Here is a 25,147-nt window from a genome sequence, read left to right on the forward strand (position 1 = left end):
GAATGAAAAAGAAAAAATGGATTATCGGTGCTTTAGCAATATTTATTTTATTATCAGTCATTTTAGCATTATTCATTATGACGCAAAATAAAGAAACGAAAGAGAATTCAAAGCATGACAATTCGCATAACGAAGAAAAAAACGTCAAAATTGCCATTGTCAATGAAGATCAACCAACGACGTATAACGGCAGCAAAGTCGAACTTGGGAAACCTTTTGTGAAGATGCTTTCTCATGAAGATTCGCATGATTTTGAAACGGTTTCACGTCACGTAGCAGAAAATGGTTTGAAGCATGGCCAATATCAAGTCATGGTCGTGATTCCTAAAAACTTTTCAAAACTAGCTATGCAACTTGATGAAAAATCACCTTCTCAAATGACATTGCAATATAAAACAGCAGTTGGCCAAAAAGAACATGTTGCTCGAGAAACAGAAAAAGTTGTTAGTGACCTTTTAAGTCAATTCAACGAACGTTTAATCCAAATATACTTATCAAGTATTATCGACAATTTACATAACGCTCAAAAAAATGTGGATGACATTATGTCTCGTCAAGGGCAAGTCGATCAACGTTTTTCCAACTTTTTAGTGGACCCATTAAATGACTTTCCAAGGCTTTTTACAGACTTAATGGTGCATTCTATTTCTGCAAATAAAGATATTACGACATGGATTCGTGAATATAATCAATCATTACTGAGCTCAGATTATAAAACATTCCAACTACCATCTGATGAAAATGTGTCTACATTAGTGAATCAACAACAAGAGACATTCGCGCACTATCTATCAGAGTTTGACAAAACCATTGAGGATTATCAATCGCAAAAAGACAGCGTGGATTTATCACGTTATATTCAGCAACTACAAATGACTGATGAAGGGCTGAAACATTATAAAGAGACGAGTGATTCCTCTAAAGATGCTTATGAAGAAGCGTTTAAATCACACTTAGAAGATATAAAAAAAGAGATTGAAGCGGAAGAGTCACCTTTTACAGAGGACATGATTGATGCATATAAAGAAAAATTAACTGAATCGATGAAACATCAACTAGAAGAAAATCCAGAACTGAACGATGCACTATCACAAATGAAAGATCAAAATGAAAAGTTGCGTAATGATTTACTTCAAAATATGTTATCAACGATTCAAAAAGATCCTGCACAACAAAACGACATGTATATCGCCAACCTTTCTCATAATGACTTAACGAAAATCGGATTAAGCGATGAAAAAGTTGATGCATACCAAAAAATATTGGCGAAGTTGAATGAATTTAAGCGTAGTTATAATGAGGCACATCCGAACAACCCAGTGGTTCAAGAACCTTATCACAATGAACTGACAGCGGATGATACGTCTTCATTAATCTCTAAAGGTATATCTATTGAACGAAACGAAACAATTAAAAGTAAAGATATTAATCAGTTATCTGTAGCTGTAGATCAAAATTTTGATTTCGAAGGTGAGATTAAAATTAATGGCAAATCGTACGATATCAAAAATCAAGATATTAAATTAGATACATCTGAAAAATCATATCGCGTTGAAGTTAAAGGTACAGCCAAATTAAAAGCCGGTGACGAATACAAAGAAGCTTTTCTGAAAGATAAAACAATGCATTTACAACTGGTATTCGGTGCAGCAAACCAATCAGATGATAATACGTCACCTGATGGGCCGACAGCGACGCCAGATACAGCGGATAAAGGTGATGTTAGCGTTGTAGACATTTCAATTCACCATAATTTAGAAGGTCTTTTAATTCACGCCGATGTGCAAGATCAATTGCGCGCGTTAGATCGTTTTGATAATTATTATGATATATACAGTAGCCAATATTTAACACCGAATGCACCTGAATTAAATAATGACATGATTATTAAAATGCTTGTCGATGAAGTGGTTAATGAAATGTCAGCATTCAAAAATGACAAAACTACAATTCTACAAAAAATAGATGAATTGAATCAATCTTCAAGTGATTTAATCTCAGAGATGCTACAAGGACAAGAAGGATTATTGGATAACCAAAAAGAATTAAGTGCGCTCATTAAAGAATTAGATGACACAAATCAAACATTCCAAGAGAATCCTAAAAAGCCTGAAGTTGATAAAGGTAAAGAAGAAGACTTTGTGACATTGTCGACGAAAATAGATAAAGACATTCAAACACTGTCAGAACGAAGTACGCAATTATTAACAGATAGTCAAAAATCACAATCTACTGCTAATACAGTGAGCTCGGAACTGAACCAGTTAGATACGAATGTGACCCAGTTACATGCGAGTGGTCGTGCACTTGGGGAGCGTGCGAATGCGATTAATCGTGATATGACAAATAACGCGAAACAAAACAAATTATTCGCAGAACACTTTGAACGCGTCTTAAAACATTCGAAAGACGGTGACAAGCAAAATGAAGCGTTAAAAGCCTTCATGAGTCATCCGATTCAGAAGAAAAACCTTGAAAATGTCCTTGCGAATAGTGATGAGAAGGATACAACCTCACCGAGTATTTTCGTATTATTAATGTATTTGATGTCAATGATGACTGCATATGTCTTCTATAGTTATGAACGTGCTAAAGGTGAGTTGCAATTCATTCATAATCATTTTAGTCAACATAATAAGATTTGGAATAGTATCGCAGTGGCAGGTGTCATTTCAGGTGTTGCGTTATTAGAAGGACTTGTCATTGGACTTGTCGCAATGAATCAGTTTGAAATATTAGAAGGTTACCGCTTGAAATTCATCGTGATGGTTGTGTTAACGATGAGTGCTTTTGTACTTGTGAACACGTACTTATTAAGACAAATTCGTACAATCGGTATGTTGATGATGCTTGGGATTTTAGCCATTTACTTTGTGGCAATGAATCAACTAGGTCAAGGTTCAACACAAACGACGCTTGGAAAAATTTCCCCATTATCATATGTCGATGCGGCATACTTTAATTTCTTAAATGCAGAACAGTCGACATTACTGGTTGTTATATTACTGTTAGTGATTTCCATCATAGGCTTTTTACTGAATTTAGTAATTAAGCCACTTACGAAAGTGAGATTATTCTAATGATTTTAGAAAGTATTTTGGCGCTTTCTATCCTCGGCACAACAACGCATAATGGTGGTTTAGAAATAAAAGTAGACCAAGAAACAAAAGAAAATGTTAATAAAAATTTAAATCAATATGACACCCCGCTTTTCAACAAAGAAAGCGAGACATTAAATTCGGAAATTCAAAAAAAGAAAGATGCACGTCAACAGACGATTAAACAATCTATGTTCGAAAATCATCAGCGATCTACCTCTCAGATCGCTGATACAAAGCGAACATTGTTTGAAGAACATAAAGAACCAACAACGAAGGCCCCATACATTCAACAAGATCAAGAGAAAAACATCTTGCCCTACTTTTTGATGAGTGTAGGGGCTCTTTTTACAATAGGCTTTGCGATTTTAACTATATCTAAATGGAGAAAGCGTGAGAAACATGATGCAACATAAACGCGTGACGGTCGATTTTTCAAACTACAACAAAGGTACCTATGACTTGGCGCTACCGATTTTAATGCCGATGCGTACATTAATTCCTTTAATTATGGATAGTTTAGATATTGAACTCACAAGAATACCAAAGTATGTCAAAATCACCACAAAACATCACTTGCTCGTTGAAAATGATCGATTAATAGATTTTCAAATAGCAGATGGTGACATTTTAAAAATGATTTAGGAGGCGACACTCGTGTCTGAAAAGAAATTACCGGAACTTAAAGGTTTAGACGCTGATTTAACATCTGAACAGGACACACGTGCGTATTTAAGAGATATTCCTAAATCCGCCGTTAAACCTGAACATTATCATTTAATGTATTTACTCGAACAACGCGTGACGCACTTTTTAGATGGTGAAGTCACAGAGCTACAAGATTGTTTCCAAATTAATTATCATCTTCACGAAAATGTCGTGACGTACGATGCGATAAAGACGTTATCTAAAAATGAAAAGTTACGCTATTTATTGAATATCGCAAAGTTAGAAGAATTACAACATACGCGCTATACATATGTGTTAGAACCTAAAGAGCTACATTTTACTAAAAATGGCTTGCCACTATTAAAAACGCGAGGTATACGTAACGTTATTGAACCATTACCTTATACGGAAGAAGAATTTTTGATACGTTATAAGGCACTTATTATTGAAGCTTTTAATGACAAAGTGCAATTTGAAAGTTTGGTAGAAGGCAATTTAGATCTTTATAAAGGTACACCTTTTGATCAACAAATTATTCAAGCGTCTAACTTACAAGATTTAAAAGCGGTTTTACAACGTCACTACAATCAACAAGAAGAAAATTATAAACATCACTACGCATACGTTCAAAAGAAACGATATGCACTGTATAAATGGGCTAGCATTGGGACGGCAATTTTAAGTGCTGTTTTACTCGCATGTTTAGCGTACTTGTACTTTTTTGTGATGAAACACGATGCACAAGTTGACGCAGGATATAAGTCGTTTATTAAAGAAGATTACACCCAAGTTTTAAATGATTATGAAAATGTGGACGCAAAAAGGTTAGATAAAGAAGCGTTATTCGCCTATGCGAAAAGTTATGTTGAAACAAACAAGCAAGGCCTTGAAAAAGAGAAAAAGAATAATGTATTAAATCATATTACACCATCTGCCAATAAAGATTATTTGTTGTATTGGGTGGTGCTAGGACAAGGAGATATTGATGAAGCGCTAAATATCAGTACGTATTTAGAAGATAATGATTTAACAAAACTTGCATTAATCAATAAACTTAACGACATTAAAAACAATCCTAAATTGTCATCAGAAAAAAGAAGTGAACAGACGAAAAAATATAATGACAGACTGCAAGATATTTTAGATAAAGAAAAAGAAATTAAAGATGAAAAGTCTAAAGAACAAGAAGCGTCCGCAAAACAAAATGATGAACGTCTAAAACAACAAGAAGAAAATGAGAAAAAACAAAAAGAACAGGCTCAAGAAGATCGTAAAAAACGTCAAGAAGCTGAAAGAAAAAATTAACGGATAAGAACTGAGGAACTTCTATGAATAAGTTGATGATACAATATGACAATCAATTAAAATGTCTGAATCTACAATCTCGTAAAACCTATATCATTAATGGTCAAGAAGACGGGAGTATCTCTTTTAAAGGTCTTCGTTCAGACATTACAATAACGCAAACACAATCGGGTACGTGGTATGTCGATGATTACCCATTACAATCCCAAACTTCCATCAATGGTGTAGACATAACATGGTTCACAGAGAATAATTTCCATGCATTTTATTTAAAATCGGCACCAGTGATGACGCTTGGTCCAAATCCGTACGACGATGTGTATATCCCTGACCTAAAAAACACGTTAATTGTAAAAGGTATAGAAGACTATAAAACAACGCAATCCTTACAGTTCATTTATGATACTGATCACCCCGTCTTTATCAACTATGAGAAGCAAAACAGAGGTACGTACACGCTTTATATCGGAGACCATTTTTACTTAGAAGGGATGTTGATGGAATTACGAGAAGACGGTTTTTATCTCATCACTCAATATACAGTGAACAGCCAGTTGGTTCGCATGGATGTTGTGAAGCCAAGTGCAGCAAAAGAACACTACCATGATTATCAACGATCGCCTAGAATGATTCATCGTGAACCGAAAGAACCGATAAAAATTGAAAAGCCACCACAACCGGTTCAAAAGAACAATTCAGCAATATGGCGCTCAATAATTCCGCCACTCGTGATGATTGCGTTAACAGTAGTCATTTTTTTAGTACGTCCAATTGGGATTTATATCATTATGATGATTGGAATGTGTTTAGTGACGATTACGTTTGGGATTACATCCTATTTTTCAGATCGAAAACGATATAAAAAAGAAGTGAAAGAACGAGAAACCGCGTATTTGAAATACTTAAGAGAAAAAACAACACAAATTCATAAAGCGATGAATCAACAGCGATTTAGTTTAAATTTTCACTATCCAACGTTACATGAAATCCAAGACATTATTGAAACGCGCGCACCCCGTATTTATGAAAAAACGGTTCACCACCATGACTTTTTACATTATCGATTAGGTGTGGCCGATATCGATAAATCATTCAAAATCGATTATCACGAAGAGGAATTCAATCAACGTCGTGATTTCTTATTCGATGAAGCTAAAAAATTAAATGATTTTTATCAAAAATTAGAACAAGCACCATTAATCAATGATTTAACCCACGGTCCTGTGGCCTATGTTGGTGAACGGCGTCACATCCTCACGCAATTAGAACAAACGCTATTACAACTGGCCACGTTTCATAGTTATCACGAAGTAGAATTTCTTATTGTGATGGATGAACAAGAACGTGAGGCTTTTCAATGGGCGAGATGGTTACCACATATGAACTTGCGTCATCACAATATACGTAGTTTCGTATATAACCAAAGAACGCGTGATCAAATTTTAACGTCTGTTTACACGATGATTAAAGAGCGTGTCCATCATGTAAGAGCATTACAACAAAGTGAACAAGTGATTTTTACACCACATTTAGTGTTTGTTATTACGGATATGTCTCGTATATTGGATCATGTCATTTTGGAGTATATTAACCAAGATTTAACAGCTTATGGCATCTCACTCGTATTTGTAGAAGATGTCGTAGAAAGTCTGCCAGAACATGTAAAAACGATTGTAGATATTAAAAGTGAGACTGAAGGCGAATTACTGATGAAAGCAGGCGAATTGGTTCAATTGAAATTTACGCCTGTCAGTGCCAATGGTGTTGAAAAAGATTATGTGGCACGTCGTTTAGCCAATTTAAATCATGTAGAACAAATGAAAAACGCGATTCCTGAAAGTATTACATTTTTAGATATGTATCAAGTTGAAAATGTGGAAGCGCTCAATGTCAAACAACGTTGGCGTGAAAATGAAACATATAAAACAATGGCAGTTCCATTAGGTGTGAGAGGTAAAGACGACATTCTGTATTTAAACTTACACGAAAAAGCACATGGCCCTCACGGACTCATAGCCGGGACAACAGGTTCAGGTAAATCTGAAATTATACAATCTTATATTTTGTCATTAGCAGTCAATTTCCATCCTCACGAAGTGGCCTTTTTACTAATTGACTATAAAGGTGGAGGTATGGCGAACTTGTTTAAAGATTTAGCACATCTTGTGGGTACGATTACAAACCTTGATGGGGATGAAGCGATGCGTGCGTTAACATCGATTAAAGCAGAATTACGTCGTCGTCAACGCCTTTTTGGGGAACATGATGTCAACCATATCAATCATTACCACAAACTTTTCAAAGAAGGCGTTGCAAAAGACCCAATGCCACACCTATTCATCATTTCCGATGAGTTTGCGGAGTTGAAATCCGAGCAACCTGAATTTATGAAAGAGCTTGTGTCGACTGCACGTATTGGACGTTCATTAGGAATTCACCTTATTCTTGCGACACAAAAACCTTCAGGGGTTGTAGATGATCAAATTTGGTCCAACTCGAAATTTAAGTTGGCATTGAAAGTTCAAGATAAACAAGATAGTAATGAAATTTTAAAAACACCTGACGCTGCAGACATCACGTTACCTGGACGTGCGTATTTACAAGTAGGTAATAATGAAATTTATGAACTTTTCCAATCTGCATATAGTGGTGGCACGTATGACCAAACAGGAGCACATGTTGAAACAGAAGATCAAACGATTTATTTGATTAATGACTATGGACAATTACAAGCTATCAATAAAGATTTGAGTGGTTTAGAAGAAGTAGAAACAGCGTCAAATGAGACAGAACTTGAAGCGGTGATTCGTCATTTACAAGACGTCACAACAGCGCTGAACGTACCACGCGTTAAGCGCCCATGGTTACCACCTTTACCGTCACATGTGTATCAAAGTGACTTGGTTGAAACCGCATTTCAACAGTTATGGGATGATCAATTAAAGCCTGTGACGCTGACATTAGGATTAAAAGACGTACCAGAAGCCCAATATCAAGGGCCACTTGAACTAAAATTAAACCAAGCCGGTCATGTGGCAGTTATCGGAAGTCCTGGATACGGCCGTTCGACATTTTTACACAATGTAATTTTTGATATTGCGCGCCATTACCGTCCAGATCAAGCACATATGTATTTGTTTGATTTCGGTACAAATGGATTAATGCCGGTCGTTGATGTACCTCATGTGGCCGATTACTTTACCGCAGACCAAGAGGATAAAATAAAAAAAGCGCTCAAACGAATCCATGAAGCGGTTAGCGAACGTAAAAAAATACTCAGTCAAAACCGTGTCGTCAATATAGAACAATATTATCAGTTTACAGGGAATACAGTTCCGAATCTTTTTATCATCATTGATAATTACGACACAATTAAAGAAACACCGTACCAAGAAGCATTTGAAGCTATGATGACAAAACTGACACGTGAAGGACTCGCGTTAGGTATGTATTTAATTTTAACTGGGTCTAATACGAGCAGTATACGTACACCGATTTACACAAACATTAAAACAAAAATTGCCCTATACCTCTTTGAACATAGTGAAATTACAAATGTCATCGGTTCGTACAAAAAAGGCGTGAAAGATATTAAAGGGCGTGCAGTGATCAATGATGACGATTATACACAGTTTCAAATCGCCTTACCATTTAAACCTGAAGAAGGTCTTACGTATAATGATCAAATTCAAAATGAAATTGCGGTGATGAAAGAAAACTTTGTAGGCGATATGCCAGCACATATTCCTATGATGCCTGAAAAAGTATTGCGTACCGAGTTGGAAAAAGAATATAATTTAGAGGATATTGTAACAAAATCACATCAAATTCCATTAGGATTAGATTTTGAAACTGTAAAATTAGTTCGATTAGATTTAAATGCGCCAAGTATCGTGACGGCTAAAGTTCCAAAAGACCTAGACTTAATAAACAATAGAATATTTAATGATTTATCAATACTTAAGCAATATTTGACAGTTATATTAGTTGATGCAGAAGGTAATTTAAATAAAGAAAAAAATAAAGTAACTTCCTATTATTCAGAACATGAAGAACTATCATTTATTAAACAAGGTTTCAAAGTTGAAATTGAAAGAAGATTAAAAGGCGACATTAATAAAGATGAAGCGAAAATCATTTTTATTAATAATATTAAAATGTTCATCGAAACAACAGGACTTACTGAAAAAGATATTAAGTATATGTTGTCTGAGGGCCCTAAAGTAAATATAAAGATAATCATTAATGGCTTATATAACGATATTATAGGCTCTTATATTAAAGAAATTAAAATGGTTAAACAAATAGTTAACCAAGCTGTTATAGTTTCGAGACTGTATGATCAAGAATTTATAAGTACAAAAGCGACTAATAGAGAACCAGCGTTAAGACCGAAAGAAATGTATTATATTAATGATGGAGAATATGAGAAAATTCAGTTATTAGAAGGAGAGTGATTGAGTTGGTAGAAGTTAAATTAGAAACAGCTTCAACAAGTGATTTGGTAAATAATATTTCTAATTCAGGAGATAAAGTTACCTTCAATAATGTTACAGATACATTAGATAATACAAATATTACTCCATTTATAGGATATGCAGCAGCTATTCAAACTTTAAGCAATGCTATTAACAATTATAATGGAATAATCACTCAGGATGCTCAAGCAATGGCTGAAACAATTATCGACTTTGAACAAAATGATCAAAACATTTCATCTCAAATATATAGTAATACTCATGCCCAAATGGGTTTATATTAGGGGGAAACTATGTCAAATAAATCAGGTTTATTAGCTCAAAAGCTTGTTTTAGAAGCTTCTAAAGCAACAAAAGAATCTTCTTTATCTGGTTTGAAATCTGATAAAGAAAGGCTAGAAAAGGCAATTAGTACTGCAAAAATAATTAAAGAGGATTTTAATGATTATAAGTCAACTTATAATGGTATTACTATTGACAAAACACAATGGTCTGGAACTGAACGAGATAATTCAGATAAAAAGAAAGATGAATTAGATGAAGCAATAAAAGATTATGAGGATAAGTACGATAAAATTCTGGAAGATATGGACAAAGACCTAAAGGATATCAACTCAGATATTGAAAATGTTCAATCAGAAATAACTAGAATTACTAATGAAATTCGGAGTATCACAAGTCAACTCGAAGCTTAATTGGGGGAATTAGATGTCTAATAAAGTGAAAATGTCAGAAGTGCATGATATGTATGATACGTTAATCAATGCTCTTAAAACATTAGATGAAAATACAAAAACGTTAAAAACAAATATTGAGCATTTAGATAAACATAATGATTTCAAAGGTAAAACTGCAGAAAGTATAAAAAATTACAATAAATCATTTCACATAGAGACTATCAACCGAATAGGTAACATAAAAAAGGAATTTGAAAAATCGTTTTCTAAATCAATTGAGAGTTTTCATTCAGACGTAGATACCAGTCATAGCGCTGTCCTTGACGATGAATCGATAAAAACATATAAAGACGATATTAAAAAAGCTGCTAATAACATTGAACAAACTAGGATTAGAATGAATAGTAATTTAAGCAGTGTCACAGATATAACTTCGGCAAAAACAATTGTTAGCACTGATGTTAAAGACAAAAATGATGAATTTAAAAAACACATTAATGAAACTTTAAGGAATTTTGATGACTTTCAATCTAGTCATAACCTTGATGAAGTCGATTTATTAGCATTAATATCGCCAGTAGCAACACTTACTTCAAAAGTAATAAACATGCCTGCTAATAGAGCGAAAATTAGTACCTCAAGTACACTTATTTCTAATCAATATCAGCTTTATTCCGAAAATAACCAGATAGCACAACTAAAAAAAGAACTCGAAAAATATCAAAATGCCGTATATGGTGGGGGAGATGTGAGTAAATATGTTAAAGGTGCCTTACAATTGAAAAATTATCTTCTGGCAGCATATATAGCTGGAGACGGTGATTTTATAAAAGGAAATAACTTATTTACAAGTGGTAAAATGGTAGCAACACTAGGTAAAAGTAAAATTAAACTTATAAATTCTGTGCTAAATACAAATTTAGAAAATGTTGAGGGTAAGAGAATTGCTAAAGCAATAGGTTTTATTAATGATAAAAGTAAAAATTTACCTATGAGTAATAAATTAGAAATAGCTATGAAAATGACGCTGAATTATAATGATACCACCCTTAAGAATTTAGACAAAATAACAGGTAAACCTAGCTTAAAAAAAATTGGTCAATCATTTAAAACAGGGTTTTTAGATAATTTAAAAGAATCAACTGGATTAAATCTTTTAATTGATAAAGATGGTGTAAAAAGTGCTCTATCTAAGGAATTAAAAGATTTTAAATCTAAAAATTTTCTTGGAAAAGGGTTAAAAAGTTTAAAATATTTCAGTAAAGGGCTAGGGCCAGTCGGAGGTTTAATTGCGGTAGGATCTAACTTTGCTAATGAAAAATCTGCTCAAAAACGAATTGTTGGTTCTGCTGTTGACTTAGGAGCAATGGCGGCCTCTACAGGAACAGGTATGGCGGTAGGTACTGCTATTGGTGGACCTGTAGGAGCGGGAGTAGGCTTAGTAGTTGGATTTGGTGTAGGATTGGCTACTGAGGCCAAGGTATTCGATGGTAATAAATCTTTGACTGATATAACTAAAGACACAATTAATTCTAAAATCAGCAGTATTAGAAATTCTGGTGTAGTAAAGAAAACAGAAAATTTTTTCAGTAATAGTAGCATTGGAAGTAGTTTAAGTAAAATATTTTAAGGAGGAAACTTATGTTAGAAGATGTTTCAATAGATTTGATTCGTAAACCTGCAGGACAAGCATTAAACTTATTTGCATTATTTATGATTCTTTTTACAAGTATAACTTTATTTAATGGTCTGGATTATGAAAATATTCCCTTGTATTTAAAAATATCCACTCTAATACAGCTAATTATTATCATAATAAGCATCCTACAGTGGATTCCATTTGTAAAAATCAATCATACATCGAGTAAGTTAAAAAAGAAAAGCTATGCTAAATTTTTATCAATCATTAATGTGCTTTCTTGTGTGAATGCCATCTTAGCTTTTAATAATTTGTTTTACTATATGGGAATTCAGCATAATGTTGACTTATATGAATATTGGTTACACAACACTGTAACAATGATAATGAGTTTTCTATTGCTTTCTATCGGTGCATTAATGATGCTAAATGAAGGTAAAATTATCGCTCGATTCGCTAATGGAAAAACGAGGTCGAAAATTGGCTTAGTAGCATTATTACTTTCGAATTTTATTTACATTACTAAGTTTTTAGAATACTTATCAATTCCAAATATAGCAGACTCTAAATTCCTGGTTTCAGGGTCAATGTTAATTATAATACCCTTACACTTTGTTACCTTTATGTTTATAAAAAGATATGTAGATTATAAAATACAGGAAAAAATCATGGTCATAGAATAAATATTGAAGGTGGTAAATTAGTATGGAGTTAGATGCGTTAATAATGCCAAGTGTTGCTAAGTTTGAAATATCTGCAACACCTGAAAAATGGTCGAAAGAAATCACTTCAATAAAAGAAATGTTTGTTGAAGAGGATATCTATACTGTTGGACCAATAATGTATACTGAAGTCCCAATAGGCTTAGATGAAAAAAGCTATATAACATATATCCCTATTAATCAGGAGATTGATAAGTCAGATTTTAATATTGAATTTTTACAGTCTATAGAATTATTTCCTACAATATCTCATAAATGTTTTGAAAAAGAAGAGTTTGATGAAGTCTATCAAAAGATAAGAAACTTTTCAATGGAAAACAACATAATTCTTAAAGAACAACCTTTTTACCATGTTATCCTGGAGTATGCAGGTGGTAACCTGTATGAAATTCACGCTGAAGTTGACTTAGATAGGACTGAAATTAATGAATGAAATTAGTTTTGATAATATGGTATTTCGTGATGTAGCATATAAAGAATATTTAGATTTTAGTATTTCAAATATGGATATTTACATTAAAATGTTTTTGAATTCTATAAGAAATAAAGGTTTAGAACCGATTGGTCCTTTAATTATGGCTTATACACAAATTATGAAAGATCAAAAAGTGAATGTTGAATTCTTAATGCCTGTAAATGGTGTTTTCAAATCAGATATGAATTTGAATTTTAGAAGTTATTTATGTATAGATGAGATGTTACATGGAAGGCTAATAGGTAATGATTTTGAAAAAGGGGAAACACAAGCATTATTAGAAATTGAAAACTTTGCTAAAACCAATCACTTAAAGCGCATTTCTCCTTACTACCATATTATTAATAATTTTAATAATTACAGATGGATTGATATTAAAGTGAAAGTACGTTCATATTAAAGGAGATTATGAAATGTTTTATATATTATTAATACTGGTCTTTGCGATGTATTATGTAGTTTATTTCACAGCTGTAATGTATCAAGAAGGATTTAAATTACTTCAACTTATCGTATATAGTGTTGCGCTAGGGATTTTAGGTATTGTATTTCTCTTTATAGGGGATGATTATCAAAACATATCTAATTATGCGTTAGTACTGAGTATTGGTTTTTTACTCTATACGTGGTTAGCCATTAAGTCATTTTGGACCCGTCCGTATAAACTTAAGTTAGAAGACATCACTTTAAAAAGCGGCAAAGTTAAACGTGCTGAAGAATATGATAAATTAGAAAGCATGAAAATAAATTTAGAAGCTGCAAAATATAGAGGGATTATTTCTAGTATAACAGCTATAATTTGCGGTTTAGCAATTTATCTTAAAGTAGACCATGCGATAGCTCAAGAGCTTGTTGAAGCAAGTATTACATATATTTTAGGGTTATTTATAGCCGTAATAATATGGGCAATTGTAGATATATATTTATGGATTAAACGCAGTGCTTTTGCCTTTATTACGATTCGTCCTCTACTCACATTTATACTTTTGATTATATTTTTAAGAATTATAAATACTATTTAATATTATCGATTTTTGTGATAATTTTAAATGAATTATCAGTAAGATGTCTGAAAATAAATATTTAAGCGCATAACGTCATGTTATGCGTAATTTTAAAAATCAAACTATGGCGTGCAAAATATAATAAGGAGAATCATTATGATATATATTGTTTTATTCGGTTTGTTTGTGATTTTTTATGCCGCAATCATGTCGAGTCTTTTTAAAATTGAAGGTGGATTATTCATCAGTTTACTCATTGATTTAGGGATAATTATCGGACTCATTGTGATTTATGTTATTGGGGGACATCTTGAGCTCCATGATTTAAGAAATTATTTAGTGTTCACTTATTTTGGATCTTATATTTATATGTATTTCACGATTAAAACATTTTGGACTAAGCCAAGACTTTTAAAATATATGGTTGAAAAAGAACAAAATCAAGATGAAGAACAATTGGAAGTTCAAGAATCTGACTTGCGTTCTTCAAGAGTTCGTACGGTTTATTATTTAATCATTTCTGTAGTGTTAATGTGGTTCACACATATACATATGCATCCACTTCTACAAGAAGATATCATTTCAATCGATCCAGTCATCATTTTTATAGGATTTATAATTACAATAATTTGGTTGATTTTAGACATTTATCGAAAAATTAAATATGGTGTATTTTTGTTTAAAACCATTGTGCCGTTAGTCGTTACACTTTATATATTCGTCAATTCAATTGTTCTGTATTTACCTTATGTGTAAGAAAGAAAAGAAGTATTGATTTAGGACAATTTTATGTTAGAAACGTACGTTACAAATTTGAAGAAATCTCATATGAAACTCTTTATCGTTTTTAAGCGGTAATATTTTTTCATTGAATGAATTTCACACTTTAGGACAAAATGCTAAAACTAGTTTTAATATTTTTGCTGTGATATTAAGGTTATAAAGTGTTGGAATGATTAATTATATTAATATAATTGTTTCTAGGGCAGGCGATAAAAATATGTGAATAGGGTTATTGATTCTGTTAAAGGCAGCAATAGCTGCATATTTAATAAGATTATTTCTATACTACGCACTTATATTAGGTGAATTATGAAATGAATCACTTAATTTGGAGAGGGAAGATGACAATGAAAAACCAGTATATTAACGATATTAAAAAAGCATATATTACACCTTTATCTATTTTATTCATAGTTGTCATGAGCATTATGAACGCAGTCGTTATAATTGCTAACATAGATACAATTCAAGTACCGTTTTACTATGTTTTGTTTCTAATAGTAGTCGTGATTATTAATATTATTAGCATTATTAAAGAGAAAATGAAAAAAGTTTATTATACTAAAAAAGCTGCGTTAGTTTATTTAATCATAACAATTTTAGCTGGATATAGCTTGCCATTATTAGTGTCTAGTTTTTTTATGACAGGACCTATGACACAGGGATTGAATGTAGTTGGATATTGGCTGATTGTAATGATTTTAACATTTTTATCGTTTTTAGCTGTCCATATTTTCGTAGTTCGTGAGTTTAGGATTACAACTCGATTTGACAGTATTATAGTTAGAATTTTTGCAGTTCTGCTTAAACTAGCTTCTATGATTAGCTTGATTTATATGAGTTGGATTGTGCCATCTGTCGCAGAAGAAAACAGATCTATAGGGATAAGCGTTTTAATTATAATTGCTGCAGATTTATTAATTATTAGAAATTATTTTAGTTACTCTATGTATTTATACGAATGTGAGCTTAAGAAGAAGGGTGAATGTTAGTAGATGTAGGAAGGTTGAAGGTTTTAAAATGACCATCTTTTCCTTTGTATGACCTTTATTCATAATAGTTCATGCATTCGTTACAAATTTACTATAATTTGAACCATCGATATAAGGGTGAAGGTTATGTTAGAAACGTATATTACAAATTTGAAGAAATCACATATGAAACCTTTTATCATTTTCTTAATGATATTAGTTTTATTTTTTAACACTCTAATGATATATGGCACAAATGCATGGAACAAAATACCTATATACCTATATGTTACTTATGCAGTATGGGTGGTATTTAGTCTTATATTATTTAAGCAAGATCGTTTTGAAAATGTAAAAGTTGATGAGTTAAGTGCATTAAGATATTTAACAATAAATATCATTGCAGGATATATACAACCCATTGCCGTTGCTTCTTGTTATTTAATTGGGATTGCGTTTACCCCTTGGAACGGGATAACCTATTGGTTTCAAATTATAGGAGCCGTTATGTTGTCAGTACTTGCGATTACATTATTTTCAATAAATGAATTTCATCTATTGGTTAAAAATGCCAAAGGTTCATTAAATTTCATAGCAATATTAATCAAACTTGTGAGTCTGGGCTGGATAGCATATTTAGCGAAAACTGTACCAGTTACTGCAGAAGAAAACGGATTTATATGGATAAGCATATTATTTCTACTTTGCATAGATTTATTAATCTTAAGATCATTCTTTAATTATGGTCTTGTGGTAAGAACGCTTAATGGTGATTTTGAACAGCCGGGAAATTCATCTATAAGTGAGGAATAAAGGGGTATATCATGTTAGAAACGTATATAACTAAATTGAAGAAGTCATATTTAAAACCTTACGTCATATTTTTGATGTTACTTTTGGGGGTTTTTTACACAATAGCAATGGTTTTTACACAAGCGTGGTCTGAGGTATCTATTACTATTTATGTGACACTTGTTGTTTGGCTTATCTCGTGCTTAGTTATTATGAAACAAGATAGTTTCAATAATATTAAAGTTAACAAACTCTCAGCATTTAGATACTTAATAGTTAATTTATTTGTGGGTTATATGCAACTTATTGCCACTTCTGTGGGATATATATTAGGCAATGCATATACACATTGGGACTTACTTGATTACTGGCTTTGGGTCCAATTTGCTATATTTATTTCCTTTCTTGGTCTTCTACTTTTTTGTATCAATGAGTTTCATATTATGGTCAAAAAAGCGAAAATAAGTCTAAATATTTTAGCGGTTTTATTAAAGTTATTTAGTATTGGATTAATAATATATATCAGTTTAACTGCACCTAGCATCGGAGATGAAAAAGTTTATTTTTGGTTAGTTATAGTAAATTTAATACCAATAGATGCATTTTTAATAAGATCATTCTTTTTTTATGCCCTTGTGGTAGGAACACTTAATGGTGATTTTGAACAGCCGGGAAATGCATCTATAAGTGAGGAATAAAGGGGGATGTCATGTTAAAAACGTATATTACAAATTTGAAGAAATCATATTTAAAACCTTATGTAATATTTTTAATGATACTTTTAGGCATTTTTTTTACTTTAGCAATGATTTTTACTCAAGCGTGGTCTGAGGTGCCTATTACTATTTATGTGACACTTGGGATTTGGCTTATCTCGTGCTTAGTTATTATGAAACAAGATAGTTTTAATAATATTAAAGTGAACAAACTTTCAGCATTTAGATATTTAATGGTTAATTTATTTGTGGGTTATATGCAACTTATTGCTACTTCTGTAGGATATATATTAGGCAATGCATATACACATTGGGACTTACTTGATTATTGGCTTTGGGTCCAATTTGCTATATTTATTTCCTTTCTTGGTCTAGTCCTTTTTTGTATCAATGAGTTTCATATAATTGTCAAAGATGCGAAAGCAAGTCTAAATATTTTAGCAGTTTTATTAAAATTATTTAGTATTGGATTAATAATATATATCATTTTCACCGCACCTAGCATCGGAGACGAAAAAGTTTATTTTTTGTTAGTTATTGTAAACTTGATTCCTATTGATGCACTACTAATTAGATCCTTCTTAAATTACGCACTCTTCATGGATGAATTACGTAATGGGCCATACAAAATGGAATCTTATCAATCAAATGTTCAATAATGTTTCGCGGGAAGCTTAAGTGACACATCGGTGTTGTGACTTAAGCTTCTTTTTTATATGTCACATGCAAATCAATGAATTGTGTCACGTCAATTAACTAAATGATTCTAAATTAAGAATATGATACGTATATTAAGCCTTAATCTTAACAATTTGGTGTCGTTAATTCTTAAATTTTTTATGATTTATCTATTTTTCGTTGCGTTTTCAAAAATAATGTGACATACTCATATTTATTAGTATGACATATTAAACTATTTGAGGTGAAACAGTATGACGAAATACATTTATGCTTTTGATGAAGGTCAAAAAGACATGAAGGATTTGCTGGGTGGTAAAGGTGCGAATTTATCTGAAATGAAACGTCTTGGCTTACCAGTACCTGATGGTTTTACGATTACAACAGAAGCGTGTATTGAATACTTAAAACAAGGTGAGACACTTCCTGAGGCTGTCATCACACAATTAAAAGAACAATTAGGAGCTTTTTCAACGCGTACGGGTAAAGCGTTCTCAGATGATCAAAATTTACTTCTTGTATCTGTACGTAGTGGTGCAAAGATTTCCATGCCAGGTATGATGGACACGATTTTAAACTTGGGGCTTAATGATGACAACGTTGAAAAATTAGCACAAAAAACAAATGATGCGCGTTTTTCTTATGACTGTTACCGTCGTTTACTTCAAATGTTTGGTGAAGTCGTTTACAACATTCCGATGCATGCGTTCCATACATATTTTGAAGGCTATAAAAAAGAACATGGCTATGAAACGGATGCGGATATTCCAGCTGAAGGACTTAAAAATATTTGTGAAAAATATAAAGAAGTTTATGTAGAGGAAGTGTTTAAACCGTTCCCTCAAGAGCCACTGACACAATTAACTGAAGCGGTTGAAGCGGTATTTAAGTCTTGGGATAACGACCGTGCCCGTGTGTATCGTGATTTAAATGATATTCCACATGATATTGGTACGGCTGTCAACGTCCAAGAGATGGTGTTCGGAAATAGTGGTGACCAAAGTGGTACAGGTGTAGCATTTACACGTAATCCTGTATCTGGTGAAGCGAAACTTTTCGGAGAATATTTATTAAATGCGCAAGGTGAAGATGTCGTAGCGGGGATTCGAACGCCGAAAGACATTCAAACGTTAAAAGATCAAATGCCACATGTGCATCAAGAATTTGTAGAGGTTTCTGAACAATTAGAAGCGCATTATAAAGATATGCAAGATATTGAGTTTACGATTGAAAATGAGAAGCTCTATATTTTACAAACGCGTAACGGTAAACGTACGGCGAAAGCAGCGATGAAAATTGCGGTAGACCTTGTAGAAGAAGGAGTTATTTCTAAAGAAGAAGCGATGACAAAAGTTGATGTGAAATCCATCGATACATTACTTCATCCAACATTTGAAGAGAAAGCACTCGCAAATGCTGAAGTGGTCTCGCAATCTGGTTTGCCTGCAAGCCCTGGTGCTGCGGTAGGTCACATCGTCTTTACGGCTGAAGAAGCGAAGGCACGCGCTGAACAAGGTGAAAAAGTCATTTTAATGCGTCCTGAAACGTCTCCAGAAGATATAGAAGGTATGATCGCAAGTGAAGCGATTGTAACGACGCATGGTGGGATGACATCGCACGCGGCAGTAGTTGCTCGTGGGATGGGTAAATGTTGTGTGACTGGATGTTCAAATCTAGAAATCAACACGGTTGAAAAGGTAATCACGTATCCAGGTGGTACGCTTCATGAAGGAGATATGGTGTCTGTTGATGGCGCAAATGGTGACATTTACGCAGGTAAAGTTGAAACAACAAACGCAGAGCATAGTGAAGAGTTCGAACAATTTATGCAATGGGCAGAAGATATTGCGCGTCTGAATGTCCGCATGAATGCAGAGACGAAACCTGATATTGAGGCGGGTTACCAATTTAATGCGAAAGGTATTGGCCTTGTGCGTACGGAGCATATGTTTTTTGGTGCAGAGCGTCTTGTTGAAATGCGTCGTTTCATCTTATCTTCGGATGAAGAGACACGCATCCAAGCTTTAAATCAAATTCGGGAATACCAAACTGAAGATTTTGAACAAATTTTCCGTTTATCAGGTGAACGCCCATCAATCGTTCGTTTGTTAGACCCACCATTACACGAGTTTTTACCTAAAGCAGGTGAAGAAGTCACAAATGTTGCACAACAGTTAGGCATTTCGGAAGACAAATTAAATAAGCGTATCGCAGAACTTCACGAAACGAATCCGATGTTAGGTCACCGTGGTTGTCGTCTTGCGATTACGTACCCAGAATTGTACGTAATGCAAGCGGAAGCGATTATGACAAGTGTGGCACGTTTAAAAGCTGAAGGTATCGCATGTCAGCCGGAAATTATGATTCCACTCGTTTCAACAGTTGAAGAATTTACAACATTAAAGTCACAAATTGTTGAATGTATTAAAGGAATTGAAGAAAAAACAGGTCAGTCGTTAAATTACCTTATTGGAACAATGATTGAAACACCACGCGCATGTATGGTAGCCGGCGCACTCGCAAAAGAATGTGATTTCTTTAGTTTCGGTACGAATGACTTAACGCAATTAACATATGGATTCTCACGTGACGATGCCGGTAAATTCATTAATGACTATATCCAAGGTGGCATTTTAGAGGTTGACCCTTTCCAAACGCTCGATGTGAATGGTGTCGGTGCGATGATACAAACAGCGGTAGACCAAGCAAAACAAGCGAAGCCAACGATTAAAATTGGCGTATGTGGTGAGCTTGGTGGTGACCCTAAATCCATCCATCACTTCAACGGAATGCAAATTGATTATGTTTCATGTTCACCATTCCGTGTCCCTGGTGCGATTTTAGCGACAGCTCAAAGTGTTGTGGAAAGCGGGCGATAATGTGACGCAAAAACAACTTACCATTTTTGTGGTGTCGGACTCCATTGGAGAAACGGCACAACGCATGATACATGCGGTCATTAGTCAGTTTCCAGATTTAACCCAAATCGAAGTGAAGAAGTTTTCATTTATTAAAAATGAAGAAGAATTACTAAACGTCCTAAAATTAGCAGAAACTAAAGGTGCTATCGTGGTCACAACGCTTGTGACGGAAGAATATAACGCGGCGGGTCAAGCGTATGCGAAAGCGCATGGTATTCCATATGTCGATTATATGTCGCCCCTCATGGCATTAATCGAAGACAAAACCCAATTAGAACCTGCGAAAGAGACAGGACGTATTCGTAAGCTCGATGATGATTATTTCAAACGTATCGATGCAATCGAATATTCCGTGAAGTACGATGACGGCAAACATTTTACGGACATCGGAGAAGCGGATGCGCTGATAGTTGGGGTGTCCCGTACATCCAAAACCCCACTCAGCATGTACTTAGCCAATAAAGGATATAAAATTGCGAATATCCCACTCGTTCCAGAAGTGGGTATTCCAGAAGATGTGTTTAAACATCGTAACTTAAAAGTATTTGGTTTAACTGCCAGTCCTCAATACATCATGAATATCCGCACAGAACGCGTGAAAGTATTGGGTATGAAGGGAAAAGCCAACTACAATGATCTCGAACGTATTAAAAAAGAACTCGCTTATGCCGAGGAAGTTTTTAAACGATTGAATGCGACAGTCATTAATACTGAATATCGTTCAATCGAAGAGTCTGCATTTTATATTGAAAAATTTCTACAATAACCTATTCCATGAACGGTCTAAGTGCCTCCACGCTTAGACCGTTCATTTATGGTGTTAAAAGAAATTTTAACAAAGTGTGACAGTAATTATGAGTGGGCTTAAAAAATGTGTCGTGAGAGATTGATAAATGCGTTATATTATGGTATATTTTCAACAATTCGTTTTTAAACTTTACCGCTTTAAAGTGAAAGGGAGGTCATTCTGTGTCTCAACAGTCACAGTGGAAAACATCTACGGGATTTATCCTCGCAAGTGCAGGCTCTGCGATTGGGCTTGGCGCGATGTGGAAGTTTCCATACATGGCAGGTATGTATGGGGGCGGGGCATTTTTATTGATGTTTTTAATCTTTACGATACTTGTTGGTTTGCCATTACTCGTCATGGAATTTACAGTCGGAAAACTTGGACGCACGTATACGACTGAAATTTACGGTAAATTAACTGGAAAAAAATGGCTGAATATTATCGGGTGGAACGGGAATTTAGCTGTTTTTGTGTTATTTGGATTTTATAGTGTAATCGGCGGCTGGATTATTATTTACATTAGTATTGTCTTACTTCAATTATTACACATTCTACCGTCATCATTACGCGACATACAATTTGAGGCCATTATCAGTAATCCGGTGTATACGTTATTCGGTCAATTTATATTTATTGGTTTAACATGTATTATCGTGATGCTGGGTGTTGAAAAGGGACTTGAAAAAGCATCTAAAATCATGATGCCATTATTGTTTATCTTTTTAATTATCATTGTTGTAAAAGCGTTGTCTTTAGATGGTGCTATGGAAGGTGTGCGCTATTTGTTACAACCACGTGTTGAGGATATTACGATGGAGTCGATGCTGTTCGCATTGGGTCAATCCTTTTTTGCACTCTCACTAGGGACAACTGGGATGATTACGTATGCGAGTTATGCGCCTAAAGCGATGACGATTAAAACATCTGCGCTGACAATTGTCGTGATGAACATTGTCATATCAATACTCGCAGGATTAGCTATTTTCCCTGCATTACAAGCTTTTGGATATAAACCAGAGGAAGGACCTGGTTTATTATTCAAAGTATTGCCGCTCGTATTTGAAAGTATGCAGTTAGGTGGATTGTTTTATATTGCCTTCTTAATTTTATTTTTATTTGCGGCATTAACGTCATCAATTTCTCTTTTAGAGTTAAATGTATCGAATTTTACGCGTAATGATAACCGTAAACGCCGTAAAGTTGCTTTAATCTTTAGTATTGCCGTGTTTATCATCAGTATTCCAGCGATGTTGTCTTTCGGCACACTTAGTCATGTGACGTTTGGGGCAGGGACCATTTTCGATAATATGGACTTTTTAGTTTCCAACCTTTTAATGCCAATCGGCGCTTTAGCAACGACACTTGTTGTCGGTTATGTCATTGATTTTAATGCATTAAAAGAAGGTTTTGGACCTGACCGTTTTAAATTCATTTATCCGTGGTACTTTTTGGTGAAGTATATTTTACCTTTCGTAATTTTAGCTGTCTTTATCATGCAACTTTTATAATGGCATGAATGACCTCAAACAGTCTAACGCGCATTAATTTGATATCCCAAAAGCCATCAACGTTCATTTATAAAAATGAATATTGATGGCTTTTTATGTACCGAGATTTACTGATATATTTTATGCGCATCCCAAGGTAGACAGCCTGTTTGAGCGAAAGTGGTTAAGTCTTGCATCATGTCTTGGCTTACATTGTAATCATGCGCACGTAACCTCAAGCCGTGTGCAGCTAAAATTTCAAGTTGCCCGAACCAAAACGGAACGTCGAGGATATGATAGCTTGACGCATAGTCTCGGTGATCGGGACGAGACCACGCAAATGTTGCACACCAAGTGTCAGTATAAGTCGATAGCGCTTTAGAAAGTGTCGCTATTGGACGATGAAAATAATGTGTGGTAATCCAATCGCGCTGTTGTGATGCAGTTTGAATCTGTGAACGATGCGGGACGTCTAAACCATTTCGTTCGGCCACTTTTTGAAATTGTTGCGGGTCTAACGTATGTTTTTCGGACTTAATGTAAATATCTCCTTCTGCTTCCGTTTGAACAATGAGGACGGGTAGTCTTAGATGTGCAAAATGGTTAGTAAACTGTGATGTTTTGATGGGCGCATATAAAAATTCAAGTCCTTTAGACTTTCCATACATCACTTGCTGATGCGCCATTAACGTTAAGATGTGATTGGGTGATAGTGCAGTCCATGGTATAGAAGGGAAGTGAGTCTGTTTTAACGTCTCAAATTCTTGGGCTTTTAAAGTTGACGTGTCATAGGTCATCCATTGTAACGCGCCGCTTAATAAAACAGCTCGATGTATAAGGTTATGCGTTTTAGGATGACAGAGTAACGCTTGTATACTCATTGCGCCGGCAGACTGCCCCATCGCGGTCACACAATGTGGATTGCCGCCAAAAAAGCTGATATGGTCGTGTACCCATTGAAAAGCGCACTGTTGATCTGACAGCCCCAAATTGTAATCCCACGCTGGGTTGATTTCTGACCAATTTAAAAACCCAAGTGCACCAAGACGGTAATTGAATGTCACGACAATGACGCGATGCTGTGCGACGAAGTGTTCTGGGTTATACATATCGAGTGCGCTATGCCCATTTACAAAACTCCCACCATAAACGTATACGATGACTGGCAAGCGGTCACTGTCTGTTGTACCATGTGGTCGCCAAATATTGAGTGTTAAACAATCTTCGCTTTGAGTGTAGTGTGTGGGCGTTACATTGAAAAATGATTCTAAACTGTTTGGAGGTTGAATAGGCACAGCGCCAAATTGCGTCGCTTTAAATTCATCTAATCGCTTGGAATAGGGGCGTGCTGCTTGAAAGCGTAAATCTCCTACAGGTGGGATGGCATAAGGAATGCCTTTAAATACATCATAATGAGGATGGGATTCACCTAAGATATCGCCTAACTCTGTTTCAACACGTATCATGTCATGCACCTCTATTCTAAATATTGTGTCGCTAATTTTGGATGTTGATAAATGGCCATGCCAGTTGTCAGCTTCCTAAAACCACACTGCGCATAAAACGCTTCATTGCCAAGTGTGCTAATTAAATGTATACATGAAACTTCACCAATGTCTCTAACTAAGTGGGTCACAATGTGTTGACCAACGCCTTGACGTTGATATGTTGGACGCACGACAACGTCATAAATGGCTGCGTTAAACACGCCATCGGATAATGCGCGACCACACCCAATCAAGTCCTCACCGTGATATGCCAATAGAATATGGGTGCTTTGTTTATAAATGGTAGTAATGTTTTCAGGCGTGTGCCCATGCCAACCCACGGAAGCGTAAAGATTAACGAGTGCGTGTATCTCTTGTTCATTTAGTGTCTCTTTCGAAATGATTTGCAATGCCAACCACCTCTTTTTTTTATTTAGTATAGCGTATTTTGATCT

22 protein-coding genes are annotated in these 25,147 nt (G+C 34.5%); 20 read left to right on the top strand and 2 right to left on the bottom strand.

All coding sequences use genetic code 11. The features are described from left to right. Nucleotides 1–2 precede the first annotated feature (2 nt). From esaA to GJE18_RS00720, 20 genes are all read left to right on the top strand, one after another. Complete coding sequence (gene esaA / locus GJE18_RS00625; RefSeq protein WP_107396899.1) at nt 3–3,080, top strand: type VII secretion protein EsaA; 3,078 nt, start codon at nt 3–5, stop codon at nt 3,078–3,080. Further along, nucleotides 3,080–3,514 (top strand): type VII secretion protein EssA, encoded by a 435-nt coding sequence (essA, locus tag GJE18_RS00630; protein ID WP_060552253.1) that lies wholly within the window; start codon nt 3,080–3,082, stop codon nt 3,512–3,514. Before esaA ends, essA begins: the two co-directional genes overlap by 1 nt. Continuing rightward, nucleotides 3,501–3,743, top strand: coding sequence for an EsaB/YukD family protein (locus GJE18_RS00635; protein ID WP_060552254.1), 243 nt, complete (start codon nt 3,501–3,503; stop codon nt 3,741–3,743). The genes essA and GJE18_RS00635 overlap by 14 nt, the downstream gene beginning before the upstream one ends. Nucleotides 3,744–3,755: 12 nt before the next feature. Beyond that, a complete protein-coding gene (gene essB / locus GJE18_RS00640; RefSeq protein ID WP_107368775.1) occupies nt 3,756–5,072 on the top strand; it encodes a type VII secretion protein EssB in 1,317 nt (438 codons plus the stop codon). 23 nt (nt 5,073–5,095) lie between these two features. After that, nucleotides 5,096–9,529: a type VII secretion protein EssC gene (essC, locus tag GJE18_RS00645; RefSeq protein ID WP_107376465.1), complete on the top strand. Its 4,434-nt coding sequence runs from the start codon at nt 5,096–5,098 to the stop codon at nt 9,527–9,529. A gap of 5 nt (nt 9,530–9,534) precedes the next feature. After that, nucleotides 9,535–9,834: a TIGR04197 family type VII secretion effector gene (locus tag GJE18_RS00650; RefSeq protein WP_060552257.1), complete on the top strand. Its 300-nt coding sequence runs from the start codon at nt 9,535–9,537 to the stop codon at nt 9,832–9,834. A gap of 9 nt (nt 9,835–9,843) precedes the next feature. After that, nucleotides 9,844–10,245 (top strand): YwqH-like family protein, encoded by a 402-nt coding sequence (locus GJE18_RS00655; RefSeq protein WP_060552258.1) that lies wholly within the window; start codon nt 9,844–9,846, stop codon nt 10,243–10,245. A 13-nt stretch (nt 10,246–10,258) separates the two neighbouring features. Continuing rightward, nucleotides 10,259–11,857 carry a T7SS effector LXG polymorphic toxin gene (locus GJE18_RS00660; RefSeq protein ID WP_060552259.1) on the top strand — a complete coding sequence of 533 codons (1,599 nt, stop codon included), beginning with the start codon at nt 10,259–10,261 and terminating at the stop codon, nt 11,855–11,857. 11 nt (nt 11,858–11,868) lie between these two features. After that, nucleotides 11,869–12,549 (top strand): DUF5079 family protein, encoded by a 681-nt coding sequence (locus tag GJE18_RS00665; protein WP_060552260.1) that lies wholly within the window; start codon nt 11,869–11,871, stop codon nt 12,547–12,549. A gap of 22 nt (nt 12,550–12,571) precedes the next feature. Then, nucleotides 12,572–13,021 (top strand): DUF5085 family protein, encoded by a 450-nt coding sequence (locus GJE18_RS00670; protein ID WP_060552261.1) that lies wholly within the window; start codon nt 12,572–12,574, stop codon nt 13,019–13,021. Further along, nucleotides 13,014–13,463, top strand: a complete 450-nt coding sequence (locus GJE18_RS00675; RefSeq protein WP_060552262.1) for a DUF5085 family protein — start codon at nt 13,014–13,016, stop codon at nt 13,461–13,463. Before GJE18_RS00670 ends, GJE18_RS00675 begins: the two co-directional genes overlap by 8 nt. Before the next feature lie 13 nt (nt 13,464–13,476). Further along, on the top strand, nt 13,477–14,085 hold the full coding sequence (locus tag GJE18_RS00680) for a DUF5080 family protein (protein WP_060552263.1): 609 nt from the start codon (nt 13,477–13,479) through the stop codon (nt 14,083–14,085). A gap of 138 nt (nt 14,086–14,223) precedes the next feature. Further along, nucleotides 14,224–14,823: a DUF5080 family protein gene (locus tag GJE18_RS00685; RefSeq protein WP_060552264.1), complete on the top strand. Its 600-nt coding sequence runs from the start codon at nt 14,224–14,226 to the stop codon at nt 14,821–14,823. Between the two features lie 374 nt (nt 14,824–15,197). Continuing rightward, a complete protein-coding gene (locus GJE18_RS00690) occupies nt 15,198–15,842 on the top strand; it encodes a DUF5079 family protein (RefSeq protein WP_157953375.1) in 645 nt (214 codons plus the stop codon). Between the two features lie 126 nt (nt 15,843–15,968). Then, entirely contained in the window at nt 15,969–16,634 is a 666-nt protein-coding gene (locus GJE18_RS00695; RefSeq protein WP_107368806.1) for a DUF5079 family protein, read from the top strand. Between the two features lie 11 nt (nt 16,635–16,645). Continuing rightward, nucleotides 16,646–17,311, top strand: a complete 666-nt coding sequence (locus GJE18_RS00700) for a DUF5079 family protein (protein ID WP_060552267.1) — start codon at nt 16,646–16,648, stop codon at nt 17,309–17,311. Nucleotides 17,312–17,322: 11 nt separating this feature from the next. Next, on the top strand, nt 17,323–17,988 hold the full coding sequence (locus GJE18_RS00705; RefSeq protein ID WP_107368807.1) for a DUF5079 family protein: 666 nt from the start codon (nt 17,323–17,325) through the stop codon (nt 17,986–17,988). Nucleotides 17,989–18,261: 273 nt separating this feature from the next. Further along, complete coding sequence (gene ppdK, locus GJE18_RS00710; protein ID WP_107368808.1) at nt 18,262–20,886, top strand: pyruvate, phosphate dikinase; 2,625 nt, start codon at nt 18,262–18,264, stop codon at nt 20,884–20,886. 1 nt (nt 20,887) lies between these two features. Then, the gene (locus GJE18_RS00715) at nt 20,888–21,694 is read left to right on the top strand and encodes a pyruvate, water dikinase regulatory protein (RefSeq protein WP_086375134.1); all 807 of its coding nucleotides are present in this window, start codon (nt 20,888–20,890) and stop codon (nt 21,692–21,694) included. A gap of 203 nt (nt 21,695–21,897) precedes the next feature. Continuing rightward, on the top strand, nt 21,898–23,226 hold the full coding sequence (locus GJE18_RS00720; protein WP_107368809.1) for a sodium-dependent transporter: 1,329 nt from the start codon (nt 21,898–21,900) through the stop codon (nt 23,224–23,226). Between the two features lie 107 nt (nt 23,227–23,333). Here GJE18_RS00720 and GJE18_RS00725 read toward each other — a convergent pair whose 3' ends face one another. Further along, a complete protein-coding gene (locus tag GJE18_RS00725; RefSeq protein WP_107368810.1) occupies nt 23,334–24,671 on the bottom strand; it encodes a carboxylesterase family protein in 1,338 nt (445 codons plus the stop codon). A gap of 11 nt (nt 24,672–24,682) precedes the next feature. Then, nucleotides 24,683–25,102 (bottom strand): GNAT family N-acetyltransferase, encoded by a 420-nt coding sequence (locus GJE18_RS00730; protein ID WP_060552272.1) that lies wholly within the window; start codon nt 25,100–25,102, stop codon nt 24,683–24,685. Between the last annotated feature and the right edge of the window lie 45 nt (nt 25,103–25,147).

Source organism: Staphylococcus agnetis, from assembly GCF_011466855.1.
In the GTDB taxonomy this organism is placed as follows: Bacteria; Bacillota; Bacilli; order Staphylococcales; family Staphylococcaceae; genus Staphylococcus; species Staphylococcus agnetis.

Excerpts from the sequence above, each read along its gene's own strand:
- GJE18_RS00685 (WP_060552264.1), top strand. The coding sequence starts at position 14,224 with ATGATATATATTGTTTTATTCGGTTTGTTTGTGATTTTTTATGCCGCA.
- essC (WP_107376465.1), top strand. The coding sequence starts at position 5,096 with ATGAATAAGTTGATGATACAATATGACAATCAATTAAAATGTCTGAAT.
- essA (WP_060552253.1), top strand. The coding sequence starts at position 3,080 with ATGATTTTAGAAAGTATTTTGGCGCTTTCTATCCTCGGCACAACAACG.
- esaA (WP_107396899.1), top strand. The coding sequence starts at position 3 with ATGAAAAAGAAAAAATGGATTATCGGTGCTTTAGCAATATTTATTTTA.
- GJE18_RS00635 (WP_060552254.1), top strand. The coding sequence starts at position 3,501 with ATGATGCAACATAAACGCGTGACGGTCGATTTTTCAAACTACAACAAA.
- ppdK (WP_107368808.1), top strand. The coding sequence starts at position 18,262 with ATGACGAAATACATTTATGCTTTTGATGAAGGTCAAAAAGACATGAAG.
- GJE18_RS00675 (WP_060552262.1), top strand. The coding sequence starts at position 13,014 with ATGAATGAAATTAGTTTTGATAATATGGTATTTCGTGATGTAGCATAT.
- GJE18_RS00665 (WP_060552260.1), top strand. The coding sequence starts at position 11,869 with ATGTTAGAAGATGTTTCAATAGATTTGATTCGTAAACCTGCAGGACAA.
- GJE18_RS00695 (WP_107368806.1), top strand. The coding sequence starts at position 15,969 with ATGTTAGAAACGTATATTACAAATTTGAAGAAATCACATATGAAACCT.
- GJE18_RS00655 (WP_060552258.1), top strand. The coding sequence starts at position 9,844 with ATGTCAAATAAATCAGGTTTATTAGCTCAAAAGCTTGTTTTAGAAGCT.
- GJE18_RS00680 (WP_060552263.1), top strand. The coding sequence starts at position 13,477 with ATGTTTTATATATTATTAATACTGGTCTTTGCGATGTATTATGTAGTT.
- GJE18_RS00725 (WP_107368810.1), bottom strand. The coding sequence starts at position 24,671 with ATGATACGTGTTGAAACAGAGTTAGGCGATATCTTAGGTGAATCCCAT.
- GJE18_RS00705 (WP_107368807.1), top strand. The coding sequence starts at position 17,323 with ATGTTAAAAACGTATATTACAAATTTGAAGAAATCATATTTAAAACCT.
- GJE18_RS00690 (WP_157953375.1), top strand. The coding sequence starts at position 15,198 with ATGAAAAACCAGTATATTAACGATATTAAAAAAGCATATATTACACCT.
- GJE18_RS00700 (WP_060552267.1), top strand. The coding sequence starts at position 16,646 with ATGTTAGAAACGTATATAACTAAATTGAAGAAGTCATATTTAAAACCT.
- GJE18_RS00670 (WP_060552261.1), top strand. The coding sequence starts at position 12,572 with ATGGAGTTAGATGCGTTAATAATGCCAAGTGTTGCTAAGTTTGAAATA.
- GJE18_RS00660 (WP_060552259.1), top strand. The coding sequence starts at position 10,259 with ATGTCTAATAAAGTGAAAATGTCAGAAGTGCATGATATGTATGATACG.